The organism is Rahnella sp. JUb53, assembly GCF_004346065.1.
Taxonomy (GTDB): domain Bacteria; phylum Pseudomonadota; class Gammaproteobacteria; order Enterobacterales; family Enterobacteriaceae; genus Rahnella; species Rahnella variigena.
This window is the reverse complement of record NZ_SLYT01000002.1, coordinates 267,988-286,572: the sequence shown is the minus strand read 5'-3', so window position 1 is coordinate 286,572 and position 18,585 is coordinate 267,988. Positions and strand designations below refer to the sequence as shown.

14 protein-coding genes are annotated in these 18,585 nt (G+C 54.8%); 8 read left to right on the top strand and 6 right to left on the bottom strand.

Going from position 1 to position 18,585, the window contains the following annotated elements; all coding sequences use genetic code 11:
* The first annotated feature begins 103 nt into the window (after positions 1–103).
* Positions 104–1,216, top strand: coding sequence for a mechanosensitive ion channel family protein (locus EC840_RS05945; protein WP_132964396.1), 1,113 nt, complete (start codon positions 104–106; stop codon positions 1,214–1,216).
* 59 nt (positions 1,217–1,275) lie between these two features.
* Here the strand turns inward: EC840_RS05945 and EC840_RS05940 are convergent, their stop codons facing one another.
* A complete protein-coding gene (locus tag EC840_RS05940; RefSeq protein ID WP_132964394.1) occupies positions 1,276–2,598 on the bottom strand; it encodes a serine hydrolase in 1,323 nt (440 codons plus the stop codon).
* A gap of 148 nt (positions 2,599–2,746) precedes the next feature.
* Here EC840_RS05940 and EC840_RS05935 point away from each other — a divergent pair, with 148 nt between their 5' ends.
* Positions 2,747–3,613 (top strand): LysR family transcriptional regulator, encoded by an 867-nt coding sequence (locus EC840_RS05935; protein WP_243701035.1) that lies wholly within the window; start codon positions 2,747–2,749, stop codon positions 3,611–3,613.
* Positions 3,614–3,751: 138 nt separating this feature from the next.
* Positions 3,752–4,588 (top strand): alpha/beta hydrolase, encoded by an 837-nt coding sequence (locus tag EC840_RS05930; protein ID WP_120162239.1) that lies wholly within the window; start codon positions 3,752–3,754, stop codon positions 4,586–4,588.
* Between the two features lie 305 nt (positions 4,589–4,893).
* On the opposite strand, the gene EC840_RS05925 is transcribed toward EC840_RS05930, so the two are convergent.
* The 4 genes from EC840_RS05925 to EC840_RS05910 form a co-directional block, all read right to left on the bottom strand.
* Positions 4,894–5,166, bottom strand: a complete 273-nt coding sequence (locus tag EC840_RS05925) for a DUF883 family protein (RefSeq protein WP_112286543.1) — start codon at positions 5,164–5,166, stop codon at positions 4,894–4,896.
* Between the two features lie 102 nt (positions 5,167–5,268).
* The gene (gene treY, locus EC840_RS05920) at positions 5,269–7,791 is read right to left on the bottom strand and encodes a malto-oligosyltrehalose synthase (RefSeq protein WP_132964392.1); all 2,523 of its coding nucleotides are present in this window, start codon (positions 7,789–7,791) and stop codon (positions 5,269–5,271) included.
* A complete protein-coding gene (treZ, locus tag EC840_RS05915; RefSeq protein ID WP_132964390.1) occupies positions 7,788–9,575 on the bottom strand; it encodes a malto-oligosyltrehalose trehalohydrolase in 1,788 nt (595 codons plus the stop codon). Before treZ ends, treY begins: the two co-directional genes overlap by 4 nt.
* Before the next feature lie 154 nt (positions 9,576–9,729).
* Positions 9,730–9,921: a hypothetical protein gene (locus tag EC840_RS05910; RefSeq protein WP_112286547.1), complete on the bottom strand. Its 192-nt coding sequence runs from the start codon at positions 9,919–9,921 to the stop codon at positions 9,730–9,732.
* A gap of 304 nt (positions 9,922–10,225) precedes the next feature.
* Here EC840_RS05910 and EC840_RS05905 point away from each other — a divergent pair, with 304 nt between their 5' ends.
* Positions 10,226–11,332: an ABC transporter substrate-binding protein gene (locus tag EC840_RS05905; RefSeq protein ID WP_132964388.1), complete on the top strand. Its 1,107-nt coding sequence runs from the start codon at positions 10,226–10,228 to the stop codon at positions 11,330–11,332.
* Positions 11,333–11,461: 129 nt separating this feature from the next.
* On the opposite strand, the gene EC840_RS05900 is transcribed toward EC840_RS05905, so the two are convergent.
* Complete coding sequence (locus tag EC840_RS05900; protein ID WP_129638848.1) at positions 11,462–12,247, bottom strand: MipA/OmpV family protein; 786 nt, start codon at positions 12,245–12,247, stop codon at positions 11,462–11,464.
* Between the two features lie 124 nt (positions 12,248–12,371).
* On the opposite strand from EC840_RS05900, the gene EC840_RS05895 reads away from it, so the two are divergent.
* The 4 genes from EC840_RS05895 to EC840_RS05880 all read left to right on the top strand — a co-directional run bounded on the left by EC840_RS05895 (position 12,372) and on the right by EC840_RS05880 (position 18,545).
* Complete coding sequence (locus EC840_RS05895; protein ID WP_132964386.1) at positions 12,372–13,067, top strand: response regulator; 696 nt, start codon at positions 12,372–12,374, stop codon at positions 13,065–13,067.
* Positions 13,064–14,245, top strand: coding sequence for an ATP-binding protein (locus EC840_RS05890; RefSeq protein ID WP_113877270.1), 1,182 nt, complete (start codon positions 13,064–13,066; stop codon positions 14,243–14,245). The genes EC840_RS05895 and EC840_RS05890 overlap by 4 nt, the downstream gene beginning before the upstream one ends.
* Before the next feature lie 95 nt (positions 14,246–14,340).
* Positions 14,341–15,483, top strand: a complete 1,143-nt coding sequence (locus EC840_RS05885; protein WP_132964384.1) for an efflux RND transporter periplasmic adaptor subunit — start codon at positions 14,341–14,343, stop codon at positions 15,481–15,483.
* Positions 15,480–18,545 carry an efflux RND transporter permease subunit gene (locus tag EC840_RS05880; RefSeq protein ID WP_132964382.1) on the top strand — a complete coding sequence of 1,022 codons (3,066 nt, stop codon included), beginning with the start codon at positions 15,480–15,482 and terminating at the stop codon, positions 18,543–18,545. The genes EC840_RS05885 and EC840_RS05880 overlap by 4 nt, the downstream gene beginning before the upstream one ends.
* Positions 18,546–18,585 lie beyond the last annotated feature (40 nt).

Here is an 18,585-nt window from a genome sequence, read left to right as displayed (position 1 = left end):
TATTACTTTCTTTTTCAGCCTATTCACCGAACTTTCCTATTCTTTCGATCGCCCGGGCCTCGTTTCCTATACTGGTACTTTGTGTTGAAAGCGGGGAGGGACGATGAATTTTCTGTCACACTTCAATTTTATCGCGCTGGTGATGACACCGGCATTCTGGATTGGCGTCGCGACGATGGTGGTGGTTACGCTGGTGACTTACTGGCTGCTGAGCTGGTTACTGTCGTTTCTGCGCAAAGGCGTTAAGAGCTGGGGAGAGGTGCATCCGGCGACCAACAGAATGCGATTTATATTGGGCGATATGCTCAACCGCACTAATAATCTGCTGATATTTGTCGCCGCATTCCTGTTCAGCCTGCGGTTCGTCAATCTGCCGGACAATCTCTACAACACCATCAGCCATGCGTGGTTTCTGGTGCTGGCGCTGCAAATGGCGCTATGGCTTGATCAGGGTGTGGTGTCGTGGTTGCGGCATATCATGCGGCAGCCGGGCATGAATAAAAATCCGGTGACGCTGGTGATCACCGGGCTGATATTCCGCGCGGTGGTCTGGTCGGTAATGCTGTTATCCATTCTGGCTAACGTTGGCGTCAATATTACCGCGCTGGTCGCCAGTCTGGGCGTGGGCGGTATTGCTATCGCGCTGGCTATCCAGACCATCCTCAGCGATGTGTTTGCCTCGCTGTCCATTGGCTTTGATAAGCCTTTCGAAATTGGTGATTTTGTGGTGTTCAATGATGTCGCCGGTACGGTGGAACATATTGGCCTGAAGACCACGCGCATCCGCAGCCTGAGCGGGGAACAGATTGTCTGCGGGAATGCCATTTTGCTTCAGCAGACGCTGCATAATTACAAGCGTATGCAGACCCGCTGCATCGTGTTTAATTTTGGTATCGCCATCAATACCCCGCCGGATAAGCTGCGCAATATCGGTGACATGGTCAAAGGGATTATTATCGATGTCGGCGAAACCAAATTTGACCGGGCGCATCTGCTGGGTTTTGGCACCGACCGTTTGAATATTGAGGTGGTTCATATCGTTAATACCGCCGACTACAATAAATATATGGATATCCAGCAGGAAATTAATATCCGCATTATCGAAAAGCTCATGGAAAACGGTATTGAGATGGCGCTGCCAAATATGATTGTTAAAACCCCGGAGAAAAGTGGCGTTGGAGAATGGGAAGCTGCCAGCGCAAAACCGCAGGGTTAGGATAAAAGACAGGTTTGCCGCATATCGAAACGCTGCAACCCTGTCTTTTTTGGATCTGATTAACGTAACTGCTGTGCGATGGCGCTGTACATCAGCGACGCTTCCAGCGGTTGCGCGCTGAAATCAGGTTCTGCCTGCGGCCATGTTGACCACTGAACAATAACCAGATTTTCTGCGCGATTCACCATAATCACCTGACCATAAATACCCAGCGCCCACATCGAACCTTTTAGCGATTCAGACGGCGCTGGCGTGACGTTTTTGGCATTGGCGGGCACGGCATTATTCCACCACTGATAGCCGTACATCCCTTCCGGATGCGCAGCTGAAACCGAATTCTTCGCCTTATTCCAGTCTGTCGCCTGTTCCAGCCAGTGTTCAGGCAGAATTGTTTTACCGTCCGGCAACTGGCCGCCGCTCATTACAAACTCGCCGAAACGTCCCCAGTCTTCTAACGTCGCGTTAAAGCCGTGCGCCCCTACGTCATGTTTTCCCTGCTGATACGAGTGCCAGACGCCATCCTGGGCCATGCCGTAAGGCTGCCAGAGGGTTTTTTCCAAATATTTCGCCAGCGGCATACCGGTGGCTTTTTCCAGCACATCGCCCAGCAGCCATGCACCGCCAGAAGAATACGACCAGGATTCACCCGCCGGATGCGCGCGTTTCAAACCCGTAATGATTTTACGAACGCAATCGTAGGTGCCCGGCTGCGCTTCACATTGGGTGAGATGAGCAAAATCTGATTCAGGATTAGTGTAGTCCTCATTCCATGCCACGCCGGAGGTGTGCTGAATAAGCTGGCGCAGCGTGACGCCTTCCCACGCGGTGCCTTTGAGATCCGGCTCGTAATCGGTGATGAGGTCATTCAGTGATTTGATTTTTCCCTCTTTGATCGCAATCCCGACCAGTGTTGACACCACGGATTTCCCTACAGAACGCGATGTCCACAAGGTGTGGTCTGTATTGCCTTCGCCCAGATATTTGTACGCGATTTTGCCGTTCTTCAGCACCAGCATGCCGGTTACATTTTCACGCTTCAGGTAATCCTGCAGCGTATAGGTTTTACCGTTCACGCTGTACGTCGGATCCTGAAGTTGTTTTTCTGCCTGTACGAATGGCGTGGCCTTGCCATGACGGAAAACGTCGCCAGCATAATTGCGGTAGTCGTTACGAAAACCGATGACACGGGCGGCCTGATCCCAGTTCAGCATGTCTTTGGTATCCGGCAGCGTTTTATCGAATGGCGTCGGACAGGTGCTGAGTTCGATACCACCGCAGTCCTGTGGTTGTTCTGCAAAAGCAGGCGTCATAAACGAGACTGCTGCACTCATGGCCACAGCCAGCATCAGAGGTTTTAAGAGGGGATTATTCCGTGTTTTCATGTTTTCACTTATCCATCAGAGTATCGGGAAACATGAGTATAAGGAGGGTAAATGGTTTAAAAAAATCAGCTGATGGGGGAAAATCCCCCAATAAAATGACATTCACAGGGAGCAGAACATGTGAGCGTTACGTTATTCCTTCTCACAGATAGAGGCTTTTGCCTGTGTCGCTGAACAGGGGAATTTATCCCGTGCCGCGTTATCACTGGGTAAAGATCGCACCACGCTGCGTGATTTAATTGATTATTTCGAAGACGCGCTGGGGTATCCGCTGTTTATCCGTCAGGGGCGCACGCTGGTGCTGACGGAGCAAGGGCAGCAACTCCACCGGCAGGCACATTTGCTGATGCGTCAGGCTCAGGCCTTTGAGTTTTACGCGCAGTCGCTGCCGCAGCCTGATCAGCAGGAACTGGTGATGGTCTACGACCCCTTCGTTTCGCAGGCGTTTATCGACGCAGTTATCGTGATGATGTCGAAAGAGGGGATCCGTTTCAGCGCATGGAGCGCATCGCGGGAAGAGGCCGAAGCGGCGCTGACTGCCGGGACGGCCCAGATTGCAGTCTGTCAGGCAAATAATCGTGCGCTGGGGATGGATATGGAATGGTGCGCGCTGGGCAATATTGAACTGGATTTTTACGCCGCAAGCGGTTTGTTTCAGCATCAGCAGCGTCCGCTGACGTTGCTCAATCTTTCCCTGAAACCTCAGCTGGTCATGCATCACAAACATGATGAGCAAATTGCCCGCCGGTTACAAATTTCGGGGCATACTCTTTATGTCAACGAGCGTTCTGCGCTGCGCAGTTTGCTGGAAAATGCGCAGGGGTGGGGATTTTTACCCACACATTATCAGGCATCGACATGGAAGGATGTGCAGGCGATTGAGACGGAAGTGGGCAATCAGGGACTGACCATTACGGTGGTGGCTATCTGGCAGCCCGGTCAGACAAAGCAACCGGTCACCGGCAGATTAATCAGTGCACTGCCGGAATTATGGCGTAACAGCCTTCAGGGCTGAAGGATGTGATCGCCGGATAAATGTGCCCTCAGGCAGGCAATTTCAGCGGGCTTTGCTACGCTTTCTTAGCATCCTGTATCTGAACCTCGCCCTGCAAACCATACTGATTTCCCGAAAATCTGCTGAGGAGTTCATTCTATGCCTTTTGTTAAAACGAAAGACGGCGTCAATATTTTCTTCAAAGACTGGGGTCCGAAAGACAAGCAACCGGTTGTTTTCCATCACGGATGGCCGCTGAGTGCGGATGACTGGGACAATCAGATGCTGTTCTTCCTGGCCGAAGGTTTTCGTGTGATCGCCATCGACCGTCGTGGACACGGGCGTTCGGATCAGACCAGTGAAGGTAACGATATGGATCACTATGCGTCCGATGCTTCCGCTGTTGCCGAGCATCTTGACCTGCATGATGCCGTGCATATCGGTCATTCAACGGGCGGGGGGCAGGTTGCCCGCTATGTGGCGCAATACGGCCAGCCACAGGGGCGTGTGGCGAAAGCGGTGCTGATCAGCGCGGTTCCGCCGCTGATGGTGAAAACTGATGCTAATCCCGACGGTACACCGATTGCCGTCTTCGATGGTTTTCGCAGTGCGCTCGCCGCAAACCGCGCGCAGTTTTATTTAGACGTCGCTTCCGGGCCTTTCTACGGGTTTAACCGCGATGGGGCAGAAGTGTCACAAGGCACCATCAATAACTGGTGGCGTCAGGGTATGACCGGCAGCGCCAATGCGCATTACGAAGGAATCAAGGCGTTTTCAGAAACGGATCAGACCGACGATCTGAAAGCCATTACTGTGCCGACGCTGGTCTTGCAGGGGGATGACGATCAGGTTGTACCCTATAAAGATGCTGCTCTCCTGCAGGATAAACTGCTGGCAGACAGCACCCTTAAGATTTATCCAGGCTATCCTCACGGTATGCACACCACGCACGCCGACGTGATCAATAAGGATATTCTGGCGTTTATTCGCGGATAATTCCTGCGTCATTTACGTCATACATCTTTTTAAACAAAGACCCGCTGAAATGGCGGGTTTTTTCTGCAAGGCATAAAAAAGCCCGTCAGGGGAAACGGGCGTTTTTAAGGTTACAAGGGGAAGTCTTGAGATTTCTGTAGGTTGCTACAGAGATGTTCACTATACACTCCCACTGTGACAGAAATGTGTAGGAGAATTCTGGTTCTCACGACAAAGCGTGGCGCGAACGATGGCGGGATTGCGTCTTTCAGGCAATAAAAAAGGCCCGAAGGCCTTTTTTATGCGGACTATGCCAGCTTACTCACTTACTTACGGCCAAGCAGTAAACCCAGCACAACACCAATTGCGCCTGCCGCGATCAGACCGGACAGGGGATTTTCTTTGATCTTCTCCGCGACGTCAGAGACGACTTCACCGGCCTGAGCCGAGTATTTCCGCGCTGCGCCTTTAATCTGGTGCTTAGGAGAATCAACAAAATCGCCAAATTGTTTCTGTGCTTCACCGGCAAGCTGCTTGCCTTTGTCTTCGAGTTTATCTGCCAGATGGTTTGCGTCTGCATCGATATCATGTGATGACATGGTTTTCTCCTTTTGTTAACCGACTTTAAGCCTAGTCGATAATTTCCAGCTCAGGACAATATTCCGCTTATTCCTAAAAAACCGCCGGTTAAATGACCTGCGTCAACGTGGTGAAGCGCACAGCACCAGCGGCTGATCACGCGGCCAGGTACTGAGATCCAGCCGGTCGGTCACGTGGATTTCTCTGCCGCTGAGCAGGTCACGACAGGTGCGGTGAGCCAGTGATTCTGGCAGCATCACCTGCGTATCAACTCCCTCTGCGGGCTGAGTAAAGCCGACTTTTTGCTCATTAAAAACCAGACGGGGCGCGGCGACAATCACCGCTTCGCCGTTTGCCTGCCGCGCAAAAGCGATGACTTTACTGGCGTGGTCGCCAGTCGTTTCCAGCGGGAGATAATCCCCTTGCAGAAACAGCGCGGTTTTTTGCTGACGATAACGGGCAAGAACGGCAACGATATGTTGTTTCAGCTGCCCGCTTGTCCATCCGGTTTCATCGTTCCACGCCGGTTTTTCTCCCTGAACCAGCAGGCGATCCAGCTCATCGAAATCAGGCAGACGCCGGTTATCCGGATCCACCAGACTGAAATTGAGCACTTCGCTGCCCTGATAAATATCCGGGACACCCGGCGCGATCATTTTGATCACCGTTTGGGTCAGACTGTTCACCAGCCCGGCGCGAATAAAGGGACGGATGGCAGCGTAAAAATCATTAAGAAACAGACTGTTATCCGGCGAAAGCAAATGACGGGCATAGCCGAGTACGGCGTTTTCATAATCATCGTTGCTGTCACCCCAGCTGGTGCGCAGCTTGGCTTCACGCAGCGCCTTTTCTACGAATAGCTGGAATCTTTCATTGAGTTCACGCAAACCTTCCTCATCGGCCGGATGCAGTGTTGCCGGCCATGCACCGGCCAGCGCCTGATAAAGCATCCATGCGCCGGTCAGTTTCGGTGCGGGGCCGTCTGGCAAAGTGATGACTTTTGACTGATTCATCTGATGCCAGCGGGTGACATTTTCGGCCCAAAGTTCCGGCGCTTCGGTGAGGGTAAACAGTCTGGCGCGGGCATCTTCGCCGCGTTTGGTATCGTGAGTTGACGTGGTGGAAAGTGCTGCCGGTTGTTCCCCGAGTCGACGGGCCATTTCCTGATGGAACCGGTCGAGGGAAAACCTGCGCAGCAAAGGCTCTGCGCCCACTTCGTTCAGGGCCAGATCCATGTGCTGGCGGAAGAACAGCGTGTCCTCCACGGATTTCGCCATCAGCGGCCCCGTCAGTTGCTGGAAGCGGGTGCGGAACTGGTCAGCCTGACCGGATACGGACTCCGGTGTTTGCGCACAGAGAATACGAGCCAGAAATTCGAGAATATCCGCCGGTACGGCAAGCGATGAGGTGGTGATCTTCCCGATAATGTTATGCAGCAGGGCAGCGTCATCCGCGGGCAGTCCACGCGATGTGCCATAGGTACGATACACCGGGAAGGCGATCAGCAATTCACGCAGCGCCGCCCGCAGGGTGTTGGCATCCCAGGTGTGGTCTTCCGCTTCTGCAATATTCAGCGCCAGCTGGCACAGCGTAGTGAATTCCCCTTCGAAATTTTTCTCCACCATCATCAGTTTGGCGGCGCGCAATTCTTCGCGCATATCTACCGGCTTGCCGACCACGTTTTCATACAAATTGCGCAGCACCGCGATGTTTTCATCTTCGACCAGCACATCGGAAAGTGCGGCGATAAATTCATAACCTGTGGTGCCGGAAACCGGCCAGTCAGCGGGCAGACGTTCGCCTTTACCGAGGATTTTCTCCACCGTGATGTAGCAATCCGCACCGGCCTTTTCCCGCAGACGTTCAAGATAAGCTTTCGGATCGGCAAGACCGTCCACATGATCCACCCGTAACCCGTCCACCGCGCCGGAATGCACCAGTTCGAGGATCAACCGGTGCGTATCATCGAATACCGCGTCATCTTCCACCCGCACGCCCGCCAGACCGGTAATTTCAAAAAATCGCCGGTAGGAAAGTTCACGCGGGGCATCGCGCCATGACATCAGCCGGTAGGGCTGGCGCTGATGTAACTCGGCCAGCGCGCCGTTATCCGGCGTGGTTGCGCTGGCGTCGTGCGTGTCTGGCGCAAGAGGATAGTACGTGTCGAAATAGGCGAGTGCAGGCTGACCGGTTCGGGGATCCGGCTTCAGGGTGATTTCACCTTTTTCCAGCACCTCTTCAAACGTATCGCCGAGAAAAGGCAGGGTCAGCCGCTGCGACCAGTCGATATCAAAATGCCGTGCATAACGGCTTTTTTCGCCGTGTTCAATCACGTCACGCCACCATGGGTTTTCCAGCGACGCGGCCATATGATTCGGCACGATATCGAGGATCAGTCCCAGACCAGCGGCTTTCAGCGCCTGCGACAAACGGTCAAATCCCGCACGTCCGCCAATTATCGGATCGATTTCGTTGGCGTCGGTAATGTCGTAGCCATGCGTGGAATCGGAAGTCGCAGTAAAGACCGGTGAAGCATATAAATGGCTGATCCCAAGCCGCTTTAAATAAGGAACCAGTGCCACTGCTTTATCAAAATCCATGCCATCGCGGAACTGAATACGGTAGGTCGCGGCGGGTATGTTCACATTGATTCTCCCCTGAAAAGACGGACGATAACGGAGCCGGGTTCTGACGCTTCTGTCGCTTCGGGCCAGGCAAACAGCGTTTCACCCGGTTGATCCGGCAGCGGTTGTGTGGTTTCCCCGAGATTGAGCGTCAGAGACAGGATGCCTTTGGAGAATGTCCAGGTGACGGCGAGCACACCGTCCGCCGCCTGCACTATTTTGCCCACGTTACCCTGCGCCGGTGTGAGTAACGGCACGACATATTCACGCCGCAGCTGAAGCAATGTGCGGGTCAGCGCCAGACTGCCCACGCCATAAGGGCTGGCGGGTTTCTGCCAGTCCAGTTTAGAGCTTTCGAACGTCGCTGCTGCATTAGGATCGGGCACGCTTTCCTTGCCATATCCGCTGTGGCCTTCGAATTCTCTGGCGCGTCCTTCACGAACCGCCTGCGCAAGCTCACCTTCAAAATCGGTGAAAAACAGGAACGGATGGGTTTCGCCATACTCTTCGCCCATAAATAACAGCGGAATATGAGGTGAAAGCAGTAATGCGGCCAGCAGGGCGCGTGTTTTACGTTCACCTGCCAGCGTGATGAGGCGGTCGCCCTGTGCGCGGTTGCCAATCTGATCGTGGTTTTGGATGAAATCGACAAAGGCGACCGGTGGCTGATCGCGGCTCTTTTCTCCGCGAGGCTTGCCACTTTGCGGGGAGATTTCGCCCTGATACGCAAATCCTTCCGCGAATGCGCGGGCAGCCAGCCCGAGGGGGTCGGCGGCGAAATCCTGATAATAGGCGTGCGTTTCACCGGTACTGAGCACGTGGACCGCGTTATGCAAGTCATCATTCCATTCAGCGGTAAACTGCGGGACATCACCTGCGGGCGTGCGCGGATGCAAAGAGGTAATATTGCGGCTGTCTTCGGTGGTCAGATGCACGTGGCGACCGGTGATTTCTGCGCGAATACGCCGGGCGATCTCCGGCAGAATATGCGGGTCTGAGGGGTCTTTCATCTGATCGACCGCGTCAAAACGCAGCCCGTCAAGGTGATACTCTTTCAGCCAGTAAAGCGGCGCTTCGGTAATGTACTGACGGGCACCTTCCTGATCATAAGCAATGCCCGTGCCCCAGGCGGTCTGGCGTTCAGAATCGAAAAACTGCGGCGCCAGCAAGGGCAGGTAATTGCCCTCAGGGCCGAAATGGTTGAGCACAATATCGAGCACTACCGAGATGCCGTGACCGTGCGCCGTATCGACAAAGGCTTTGAAATCATCCGGTGTGCCGTAAGCAGAATGCGGCGCGTAGAGCAAAACACCGTCATATCCCCAGCCGCGTTGACCGCCAAACTGCGCCAGTGGCAACACTTCAATCATGGTAATGCCGGTTTCAGCCAGATAAGGCAATTTCTCCATCGCCGCTGCGAACGTGCCCTGCGGGGTAAATGTGCCGACATGAAGCTCATAAATCACCGACTCTTCCCACGGACGTCCTTTCCATTCAGCGTTCTGCCACTGATAGCTTTCTGAAGACGTGACCAGCGAAGGGCCGTTGACGCCTGCCTGCTGGGCACGGGAAGCGGGATCAGGCACCGCCATGCCATCCGGCAGAATAAACTGGTATGCCTCACCGGCAGAAACACCGGTTGCCACCTGTTCAAACCAGCCGTCTTCAGCAGCAGACATTTCTGTGTCCTTGCCGGAAAGGCGCAAGGTTAATTTTGCCTGACCCGGTGCCCAGACCCGAAAGTGAACCGTACCGGCGGCAATGAAATTAGCCCCCCAGCTGGTGGTGAATGCGTTGAAATGCATCGCGTTACCTCGCATAAAAATGGGCGATCAAAAGGTCAGTTAGCCAACGAATAATAATGATAGTCGAGGATGACGCGGATGGGAGGCTGCCAGGCGTCAGGCCCCGGTTAAGGCCGGGGCGTTAACGGTAAGTGTGACGAAACCGGTGCTGGCATCAGGACGATGAGGTGAAAAACACGATGGAAATAATGAAAGAAACGACGGTTCCGATGAGCAACATACATTTGCTCGGCGTGAAGAACTTCTTGTTCTGATTGGCTTTATAAGCCTTGAGTAATAACCACAGCATCACGATGCCAATGATAATAAATATTACGCCACCTGATATACTCGCGACTGGAGCCATATAAGTATCCTTCTCGTCGGTAAAATTTAATTATAGCTCAGCATCAGAGAAGCGTTTTTGAAGCGAATATTAACGTTCATCGGCAATACTGGCATCAGACGATATGACATGCCCGGCCTGCCGCAGCGTCCGGTTCAGACTGTACTGAAGCCGCCGATCAAATGTATAATATCCTGCCGCGATAATGACATAGCGGAATTACCGTTTTGCAGTGACTTAAGTGAAATAAAGCGTTTAATAAATGGGTTTTTATAAAATGGCGTTCAGCCTCAGATAATAATCACACAATACCTAAGGGAATTAAATGAAGTTTCTTCAAACTCTGCTTTTCATGCTGTCAGTGGTGATTACCGGACAGGCCAGTGCGGCAACAACCACCCTGACCGATGTACTGGGAAATAAAATAACCTTAAATACCCCGGTAAAAAGAGCGGTATTAGGTTTCTATTTTGAAGACTATATGGCGGTTGGCGGGGAACAGGCGTATGACCATATTGTCGGTATCTCCCGCGAAGCCTGGCACGGCAAAGTCCCGGCGAACTGGGATATGTATATTAAACACCGTCCCTCCATTGCCGACATCCCGGATATTGGCGAAATCGATCTGCATAACGTGTCACTGGAAAAAGTGATCAGCCTGAAACCGGATGTGGTCATTTTAGCCAGCTGGCAGTATGCCGCCCTGAAATATGAAGTCACGCAACTTCAGAGTCTGAACATCCCGGTTGTGGTGCTCGACTACAATGACCAGACGGTGGAAAATCATGTGAAATCCACGGAAATCATCGGGATATTAACCGGTCAGACTGAGCGCGCGCATGAGCTTGCTCAGCTTTATAAAAATAACATCACGCTGATTGAAGACCGGATCAAACAGGCAAATCTGCCGAAGCCAAAAGTCTACATTGAGTTTGGTAATAAAGGTCCGGCAGAGTATTCGTTTACCTATGGCGAAAATATGTGGGGCGTGATGCTGCGTCTCGCGGGTGGTGAAAATATCGCGGCGCCGTTTGTTAAACAGTGGGGCGAAATTAACCCTGAGCAGTTGCTGTTCGCTAAACCGGATGTCATTTTTATTTCCGGCCGGGAAAATAATAAGGTCGATACCGCATTAGAAATGGGTATTGGCGTCAATGAAGCCACGGCGAGAAAAAAACTGAACGGGTTCGCGCATCGTGACGGCTGGAGTTCATTACCGGCCATTCAGAATGACAGACTCTTCGGCGTTTATCAGGGCGCATCGCGTACGCTGGTAGATTTCACTATGGTGCAGTTTATTGCCAAATCTCTTTATCCGGATTTATTTAAGGATATTGATCCGGTGAAAAACTATCACGATTATTACACGAAATATCTGCCTGTTGTGCCGGTGGGAACCTTTGCGTTATCGGCCAGTGCTGAGCAGCAATAACTGTTTCTGATAACCGATCGTTGCTGTTAATCCATCGCCGCGATACGTTGCGGCGATGAGTCAGTCATCTCGTGGGATGCCACCCTGTCGCCGCGTACATTTCAGTGACCGCGAATTAAAAGGGATGAATTAAAAGGTATAAAGCACTGCCAGATTAAAGGTCGTCCCGCCGCGTTTTTCCACTATCGGACTGTCAGCGGCTTTATCGTCCAGCCAGGTGTAATCCGCACTGACCAGACCGCTCCAGTTCGGGGTTAACTGATGACTCCAGGTCAGGCTGCTGTCCACGCCATAGAATCCTCCGGCGGCCTGATAAGCCCCAAAATGACTGCGACTGCTTTGCTCGCGGCTTACACCATAAAAGGTGTTCATGTAGCGCCGGTCGCCAAAGAGCGCCGCCGACTGGAGCGCGACGGTGTCCGTATCATTCTGAAGCGGCAGCAACGTCACGGAAGTCTGATAATGCACGCCTTGCCCGTCGGTCAGCGGCAGGGTCGCTTTGCCTTCAAAAGACAGCCACGGTGTGGCTGACCAGCCCACGGCAAGGGCCGTGTTGGCGGTCGCATCAATATGCCCCATACCTTTGAGTTTTGCCGAGCCATCCCGCCACATGGAATTTTTGTCCGTGCGTCCGAGGCTATATCCCAGCGTATGTTCCAGATACAGGCCGTTATCCGTCTGCAAGTCATAGCCGATACCTTTGAGCGAGTCGAAGAAAAACGCACCGTCCCGCGCCTGAATAACCGGCGCAACCAGCCAGTTACGCTCGCCGGAACCACTGTAACGCGGCGCGTTCTGCGCGCCCATTCCTACCGTGAAGGTGGTCGCTGGCGGAGTGTCCTCAGCCAGTGTTTTAAGCACTGTCGCGGACAGGGCGAAACAGGTAATGTGCAGTATTAGTTTTCTGGATATCATGTAATTCCTCATCACCCAAACGTATGGTTCGTAGCGGATTGCAGCCGCGCCTGAAACCGAAGTATGAAGAGGCAGTGTCAACAAACTGTCGGGGATTTATGAAGAAACCGTCAAGGCGACAAACATGCAAACAACACGAGTCCTGATCATTGAAGACGATGCCGATGCGGCAGACGTTCTCGATGCCTATTTACAACGTGAAGGGTATGAGGTGCAGATTGCGGGCGACGGGATTTCCGGGCTCGACAAAGCATTGCGCTGGAAGCCCGATCTGGTGCTGCTGGATGTGATGCTGCCGGGCATGAGCGGCACCGACGTGCTGGCGACGCTGCGGCGGGAAACCCGTACGCCGGTGATTATGGTGACGGCGATGGGCGATATGCCGGACAAAATTGGCGCGCTGCGGGAAGGTGCCGATGACTACGTGGTTAAACCTTATAATCCCGGCGAAGTCGTGGCGCGGGTACACGCCGTGCTCCGGCGCACTGCGTCCGGCCAAAAGGATACAGCAACGCTGCGCTGGCAGGCGCTTGAGGTGGATGTTGATGCGCTTACCGCCGCCGTCAGCGCCCCGGCGGGTGAAAACCGCTATCTGGATTTAACCCCGACCGAATTCAGCATTCTGAGCACGCTGATGCGCGCCCCGACGCGGCCATTTTCACGCCAGTATTTGCTTGAGCAATGCCTGCCGGAAAGTGAGGCGCTTGAAAGGGTGGTCGATACGCATGTCTATAACTTGCGTAAAAAGCTTGAATCAGTGGGCATCCTGAATGTGCTAGTCAACGTCCGCGGCGTGGGCTACAGGTTCAGACAGCCATGATCCGCTTACACTATCAGTCTTTATGGCGCTGGATCTGCGTGCGCATTCTGACGCTCGCCATCGGCAGCGTGGTTGTGATTGCGCTGTGTATGTGGCTGCGGTTTGTGATCGAAAACCTGTGGGTTTTGCATCATATGTCTCCTGCGATGCGGCAGGAGTTTGAGGTATTGCGCAATAACCCTGAACTCAATCTCACGCGTTTCCATGAGATTGTGGATCTGGGCTGGGGAGCGCGTTACTCGGATCCTTCTATCGCGTCAGCTGACTGGATCATGGTCGCCATTCTGGTGCTGGTGGTCATTCCGTTTATCGCGATTTTGGGATTAAAAGCCGCACGGCCGCTTTCCTCACAGTTTAGCCGTCTGGCGCAGGTGGCCCGTGCGGTAACCAAAGGGGATTTCAATACTCAGGCTGAACCGGTGAAAAATGCCCCCGCAGAACTGGTGCAGTTCACCGATGATTTTAACGCCATGATGCTGCAACTCTCGCGCTATGAGCGTGAACTGCGGGCATCGCATGTCGCAATGGCGCATGAGCTGCGTTCACCCCTGACGGCGGCGGTCGGGCGGTTGCAGGGGATGCTCGATGGCGTATTTCCGCCGGAGCCACGCCAGTTGCAGATGGTAATGAAACAGCTTCTGCACCTGAACCGTCTGATTGACGAACTGCATCTGCTTTCTCTGGCGGATGCCGGTCAGCTGAATCTGAGCAAAACGCCGCTGGATCTCACTGAACTGTTGCGCGAACGGGTCGCCTGGCTGAAACCTCAGTCAGCGGAGGCCGGTTTTGACATCCTCCTCACGCCTGATACTCCTTGCCGTTATGTTGGCGACCCGTTCCGTCTCGGGCAGGTATTTACCATTCTGATGGAAAATGCGCTGCGTTACGCACTGGAAGGGCGGCGTCTCGACATCACGGTCAGGCCGGAAACCGGCGGTTATGAGATAGCGTTTCGGGACATGGGTCCGGCAGTCGATGACCATTTCCTGGCCGTTATGTTCGAGCGTTTCAGCCGGGCAGAATCTTCCCGCGCCCGGCATTCCGGTGGCAGCGGCCTTGGTTTATCCATTGCCCGCGCGATTTGTGAAGCCCACGGCGGGCGGATCAGTGCTGCGAAAAATGCGGGGGGCGGTCTGACCGTGACCGTCAGTTTACCTGTGCCGGAAAACGGACAATAAAAAAGACCGCGTCTTGACGGTTCCTTGATGAAATATCACGGGAATCTGGACAGTCAGTGGATTGAATAGCGATATCTCAATTCAGGACGACTGTTATGACCGTGACTTTGACTGATTATGTGCGCCACGCGGTGCGTCATCTGCACCCCTGTATTTGCCTGGCACCTCTCATCCCCGCAGCCTGTCTGCTGGTCCTGACCGTGATACTGACGGGCTGCGGGGATAAATCCCGTAAGCCCGCAGCCCCCGCACGCCCCGTCCGCGTGGTGATCGCCCCTTTACCCTCGGCATCCGCCACCGAGCCCCTGACCGGCGAAATCCGCGCTCAGGAAGAGGTGACGCTGGGGTTCCGGCTGGACGGTCGGGTGCTGAGCCGCGCGGTCGATGTCGGCGACCCCGTGGTGGCAGGGCAGGTGCTGGCATCGCAGGAAAGTGACACCAGCCGTAATCAGCTAAACAGTGCGCAGGCCGATCTGGACAGCGCGCGGGCGGCAGAGCAGGTGGCGGCGCAGAATCTCAGGCGTATGCAGCTGCTGATGCCGGGTGGCGCTATCGCCCGCACTCAGCTCGACAGCGCGCAGTCTGACTGGCAGGCCGCCCGTTCGCGACGTCTGAGCAGTGAAGATTCACTGAAAACCGCGCGGGAAAACCTCTCCTGGGCACAGCTTACGGCGCCAGCGGATGGCGTGATCACGCAGGTCAGTGTGGCGCCGGGACAGGTTGTCAGCGCCGGACAAACTGTGGTGACACTTGCGTCGGGCCGCGGACGTGACGCGGTTTTCGACGTTGCCAGACCGCAGTCCTTTTCTCAGCAAACCGGCGGCACTTTCAATGTCTCGCTGCTTTCTGACCCGTCGGTTGTGACGACGGGACATTTACGCGACATCAGCCCGCAGGCCGATCCGCAAACCCGCACGTGGCGGGTTCGCCTGACGCTCGATAATCCGCCGCCCGCGATGGCGCTGGGCGCCAGTGTTCAGCTTTCACTTGTGCATGCCGGTCAGCCGGTGATCGCGTTACCCGCTTCTGCGCTGACCCGCGCCGGAGGCAATCCGGCCCTTTTTATCGTCAATACCCAAACACAGACGCTGCATCTGCGCCCCGTTGTTTTAGAGGGTTACAGCGCTTCAGACATCTTTGTCTCTTCCGGTCTCAGCCCCGGTGAAAAGGTGGTGATCGCCGGAGTGAGTCAGTTGCGTGAAGGCGAGAAAGTGCTGCCCGGGGAGAATGCCGGATGAATCAGCGCCCCTCCTTACGTACCTTTAATCTTTCCGCCTGGGCGCTGGATCATCAGTCCCTGATGGCCTTTTTCATGCTGCTGTTAATGACCGCAGGGGTCATCAGTTATGAGCATTTACCGCGTAATGAGGATCCGGCATTCACTATCAAAACCGCCGTGGTGACCGCCCGCTGGCCGGGGGCTGACGTGGCGGATTCGGTCAGCCTGATGACGGATCCGCTGGAGAAAAAATTACAGGAAACGCCCTATCTGGATTACGTCCAGAGTGAAACCCGCGCCGGGCAGTCGGTTATTTTTGTTAATTTGCGTGATGACACACCGCCTGCCGCCGTGGCGGGGATCTGGTATCAGGTGCGTAAAAAGATGCAGGATATTGCCCCGTCGTTACCCGCAGGTGTGCAAACCAGCGTGAACGATGAGTTCGATGATACGTTTGGCACGATTTATGGTTTTACCGCCGAGGGCTATACGCCGCGTGAGCTGCGCGACCGGGTGGATGATATCAGCCGCAGTCTGATGTCTTTGCCAGACATGGGTAAAACCAGCCTGCTGGGTGTGCAGGAGCAGAATATCGTGATTGCGTTTTCGCCCGCACAACTGGCGGGAATGGGGCTGGATTTACAGCAAATTACCGATGCCCTGAAAGCGCAAAACGCCGTCGAACCGGCGGGTGTTTTGCGCAGCGACCGTGACAATATCGCCTTGCGGGTGAGCGGTGCGCTGACGACGGAGCAGAGTCTGCGCGCCGTGACGCTGCATATCGCCGGGCGCTACATTCCGCTGACGGACGTCGCGACCATCAGCCGTCAGGATGCCGAACCGCCGTCACCGGTCTTTCGTGTCAACGGTAAACCGGCTATCGGACTGGCTATTTCCATGGCGGCCAACGGCAATATGCTTTCCTTCGGCAAGGCGCTGAATGCGCGGATGGACGACATCAGCGCCAGACTGCCGCACGGCATAGAAATGAGTAAAGTCGCCGATCAGCCGGCAGTCGTTTCGCAAGCCGTCAGCGGCTTTATCCGGGTACTGATCGAAGCGGTAGTGATTGTTCTGGCCGTCTCTTTTGTTTCGCTCGGCACCCGCGCCGGGCTGGTCGTTGCTGCCGCCATTCCGGTTGTGCTGGCGATGACATTTACCGGTATGTCGCTGGCGGGAATTGGCTTACAGCGGATTTCACTGGGGGCGCTGATTATCGCGCTGGGGTTGCTGGTCGATGATGCCATGATCACCGTCGAGGCAATGGTATCGCGTATTGAGGCAGGAGAGTCCAAATGGCGTGCGGCGACGTATGCTTTTGAAACCACTGCGTTCCCGATGCTGACCGGCACGCTGGTGATGATCGCTGGGTTTATTCCTGTAGGTTTCGCCGCCTCCAGCGCCGGTGAATATTGCTACTCGTTGTTTGCGGTGGTGTGTATCGCGCTGCTGTGTTCCTGGCTGGTTGCGATTCTTTTTTCTCCGCTGATGGGTTTGTGGATCTTGCCTGAAAAACAGGCTTCACAGGGGGGAAAACGCAGCCGGATGATGGGGTTCTATCAGCGCCTGCTGAATCAGGTGCTGGCGCACCGCGGAATGACGATCGGTGTTGCCTGTCTGCTGCTGGGGCTGGCGGTGTATGCAACGACGTTTATGCAGGGCGAGTTTTTTCCGGCATCAGATCGCCCGGAACTGCTGGTGAGCCTGAGTCTGCCAGCTAACGCGTCGCAGGCGGAAACCGCCCGGCAAACTGCGCGGCTGGAGCAGGCGTTGCAGGGCAATCCTTATGTCGATCACTTTTCAAGCTATGTCGGATCCGGCGCGGTGCGGTTTTATCTGCCGATGGATGTGTTGCTGAATGACGAGAACACCGCGCAACTGGTGGTGGTCGCGAAAAGTCTGGATGACAGGGATAAACTGAGTGCGCAGCTGGACTCGCTCCTGGCCCGTAATTTCAGCGATATTATTACCCGCGTTTCGCCGCTGGAACTGGGGCCGCCGGTGGGCTGGCCGGTAAAGTATCGGGTCAGCGGCCCCGCTTATGACAACGTCAGACAGATCGCGCAGCATCTCGCCAGCGTGCTGGGAAGCAGTCCGCTGACCCGCGAAGTGAATCTGACCGCCGGAGAACCGGAGCGGCTCATCACGTTGCAGGTGAATCAGACTGCGGCGCGGGCGGCGGGCGTCTCATCAGAAAGTCTGGCGGCATTGCTTAATACCGTATGGTCAGGCAGCGTCGTTACCACGGTCAGGGATAAAAACCGGCTGACCGATGTGGTTCTGCGGGCTAACGATCGTGAGCGGCTGGAGGTGTGCACGCTGTCGGGGCTGATGATCACCAGCGCAACGGGACAAAAAATACCGCTGAGTCAGGTTGCCACGCCGGTCTGGGGAATTGACGATCCGGTGGTCTGGCGGCGTCAGCGCCTGCCGTTTATCACCGTACAGACGGATTCAGCCGCGGGGCTGCGGGCAGAAGCGGTTTCACAGCAGCTTGCCCCTTTGGTTTCCAGCCTCCGTGCTTCGCTGCCTGCCGGATATCAGATTGAGGAGGGCGGAGCGGTGGCGGAATCAGATAAAGGCAACAGTTCGGTGTTTGCGGTGTTACCGGTCACCTTACTGATTATGATGACGTTGCTGATGATTCAGTTGCAGCGTTTTTCCCGCCTGTTGCTGGCGTTATTGATGGCGCCTTTTGGCCTGCCCGGCATTGTGCTGGCGATGCTGCCGACGGGTACTCCGATGGGATTTGTGGCTCTGCTGGGCATTATTGCTTTAGCAGGAATGATCATCCGTAACGCGGTGATCCTCATCAGTGAGGCCGATAATAATGTTCTCGCTGGTATGCGTGGCGATGAGGCCATAAAAGCTGCCGCCGTTCACCGGTCCCGCCCGATCCTGCTGACCGCCTGTGCGGCAATACTGGGGATGGTGCCGATTGCTGAGCAGGTTTTCTGGGGACCGATGGCGTACGCCATCATCGGCGGATTGCTGGTCGCCACTTTCGTGACGCTAACCGTATTACCGGCTGCCCTGAGTCTGGTGATGCAACGCGAGAAAATCCCGGTAGAGAAAATGTAATCCGTCAACCACCGCTTTCCCGTTCTTCAGGCTGCTTCAA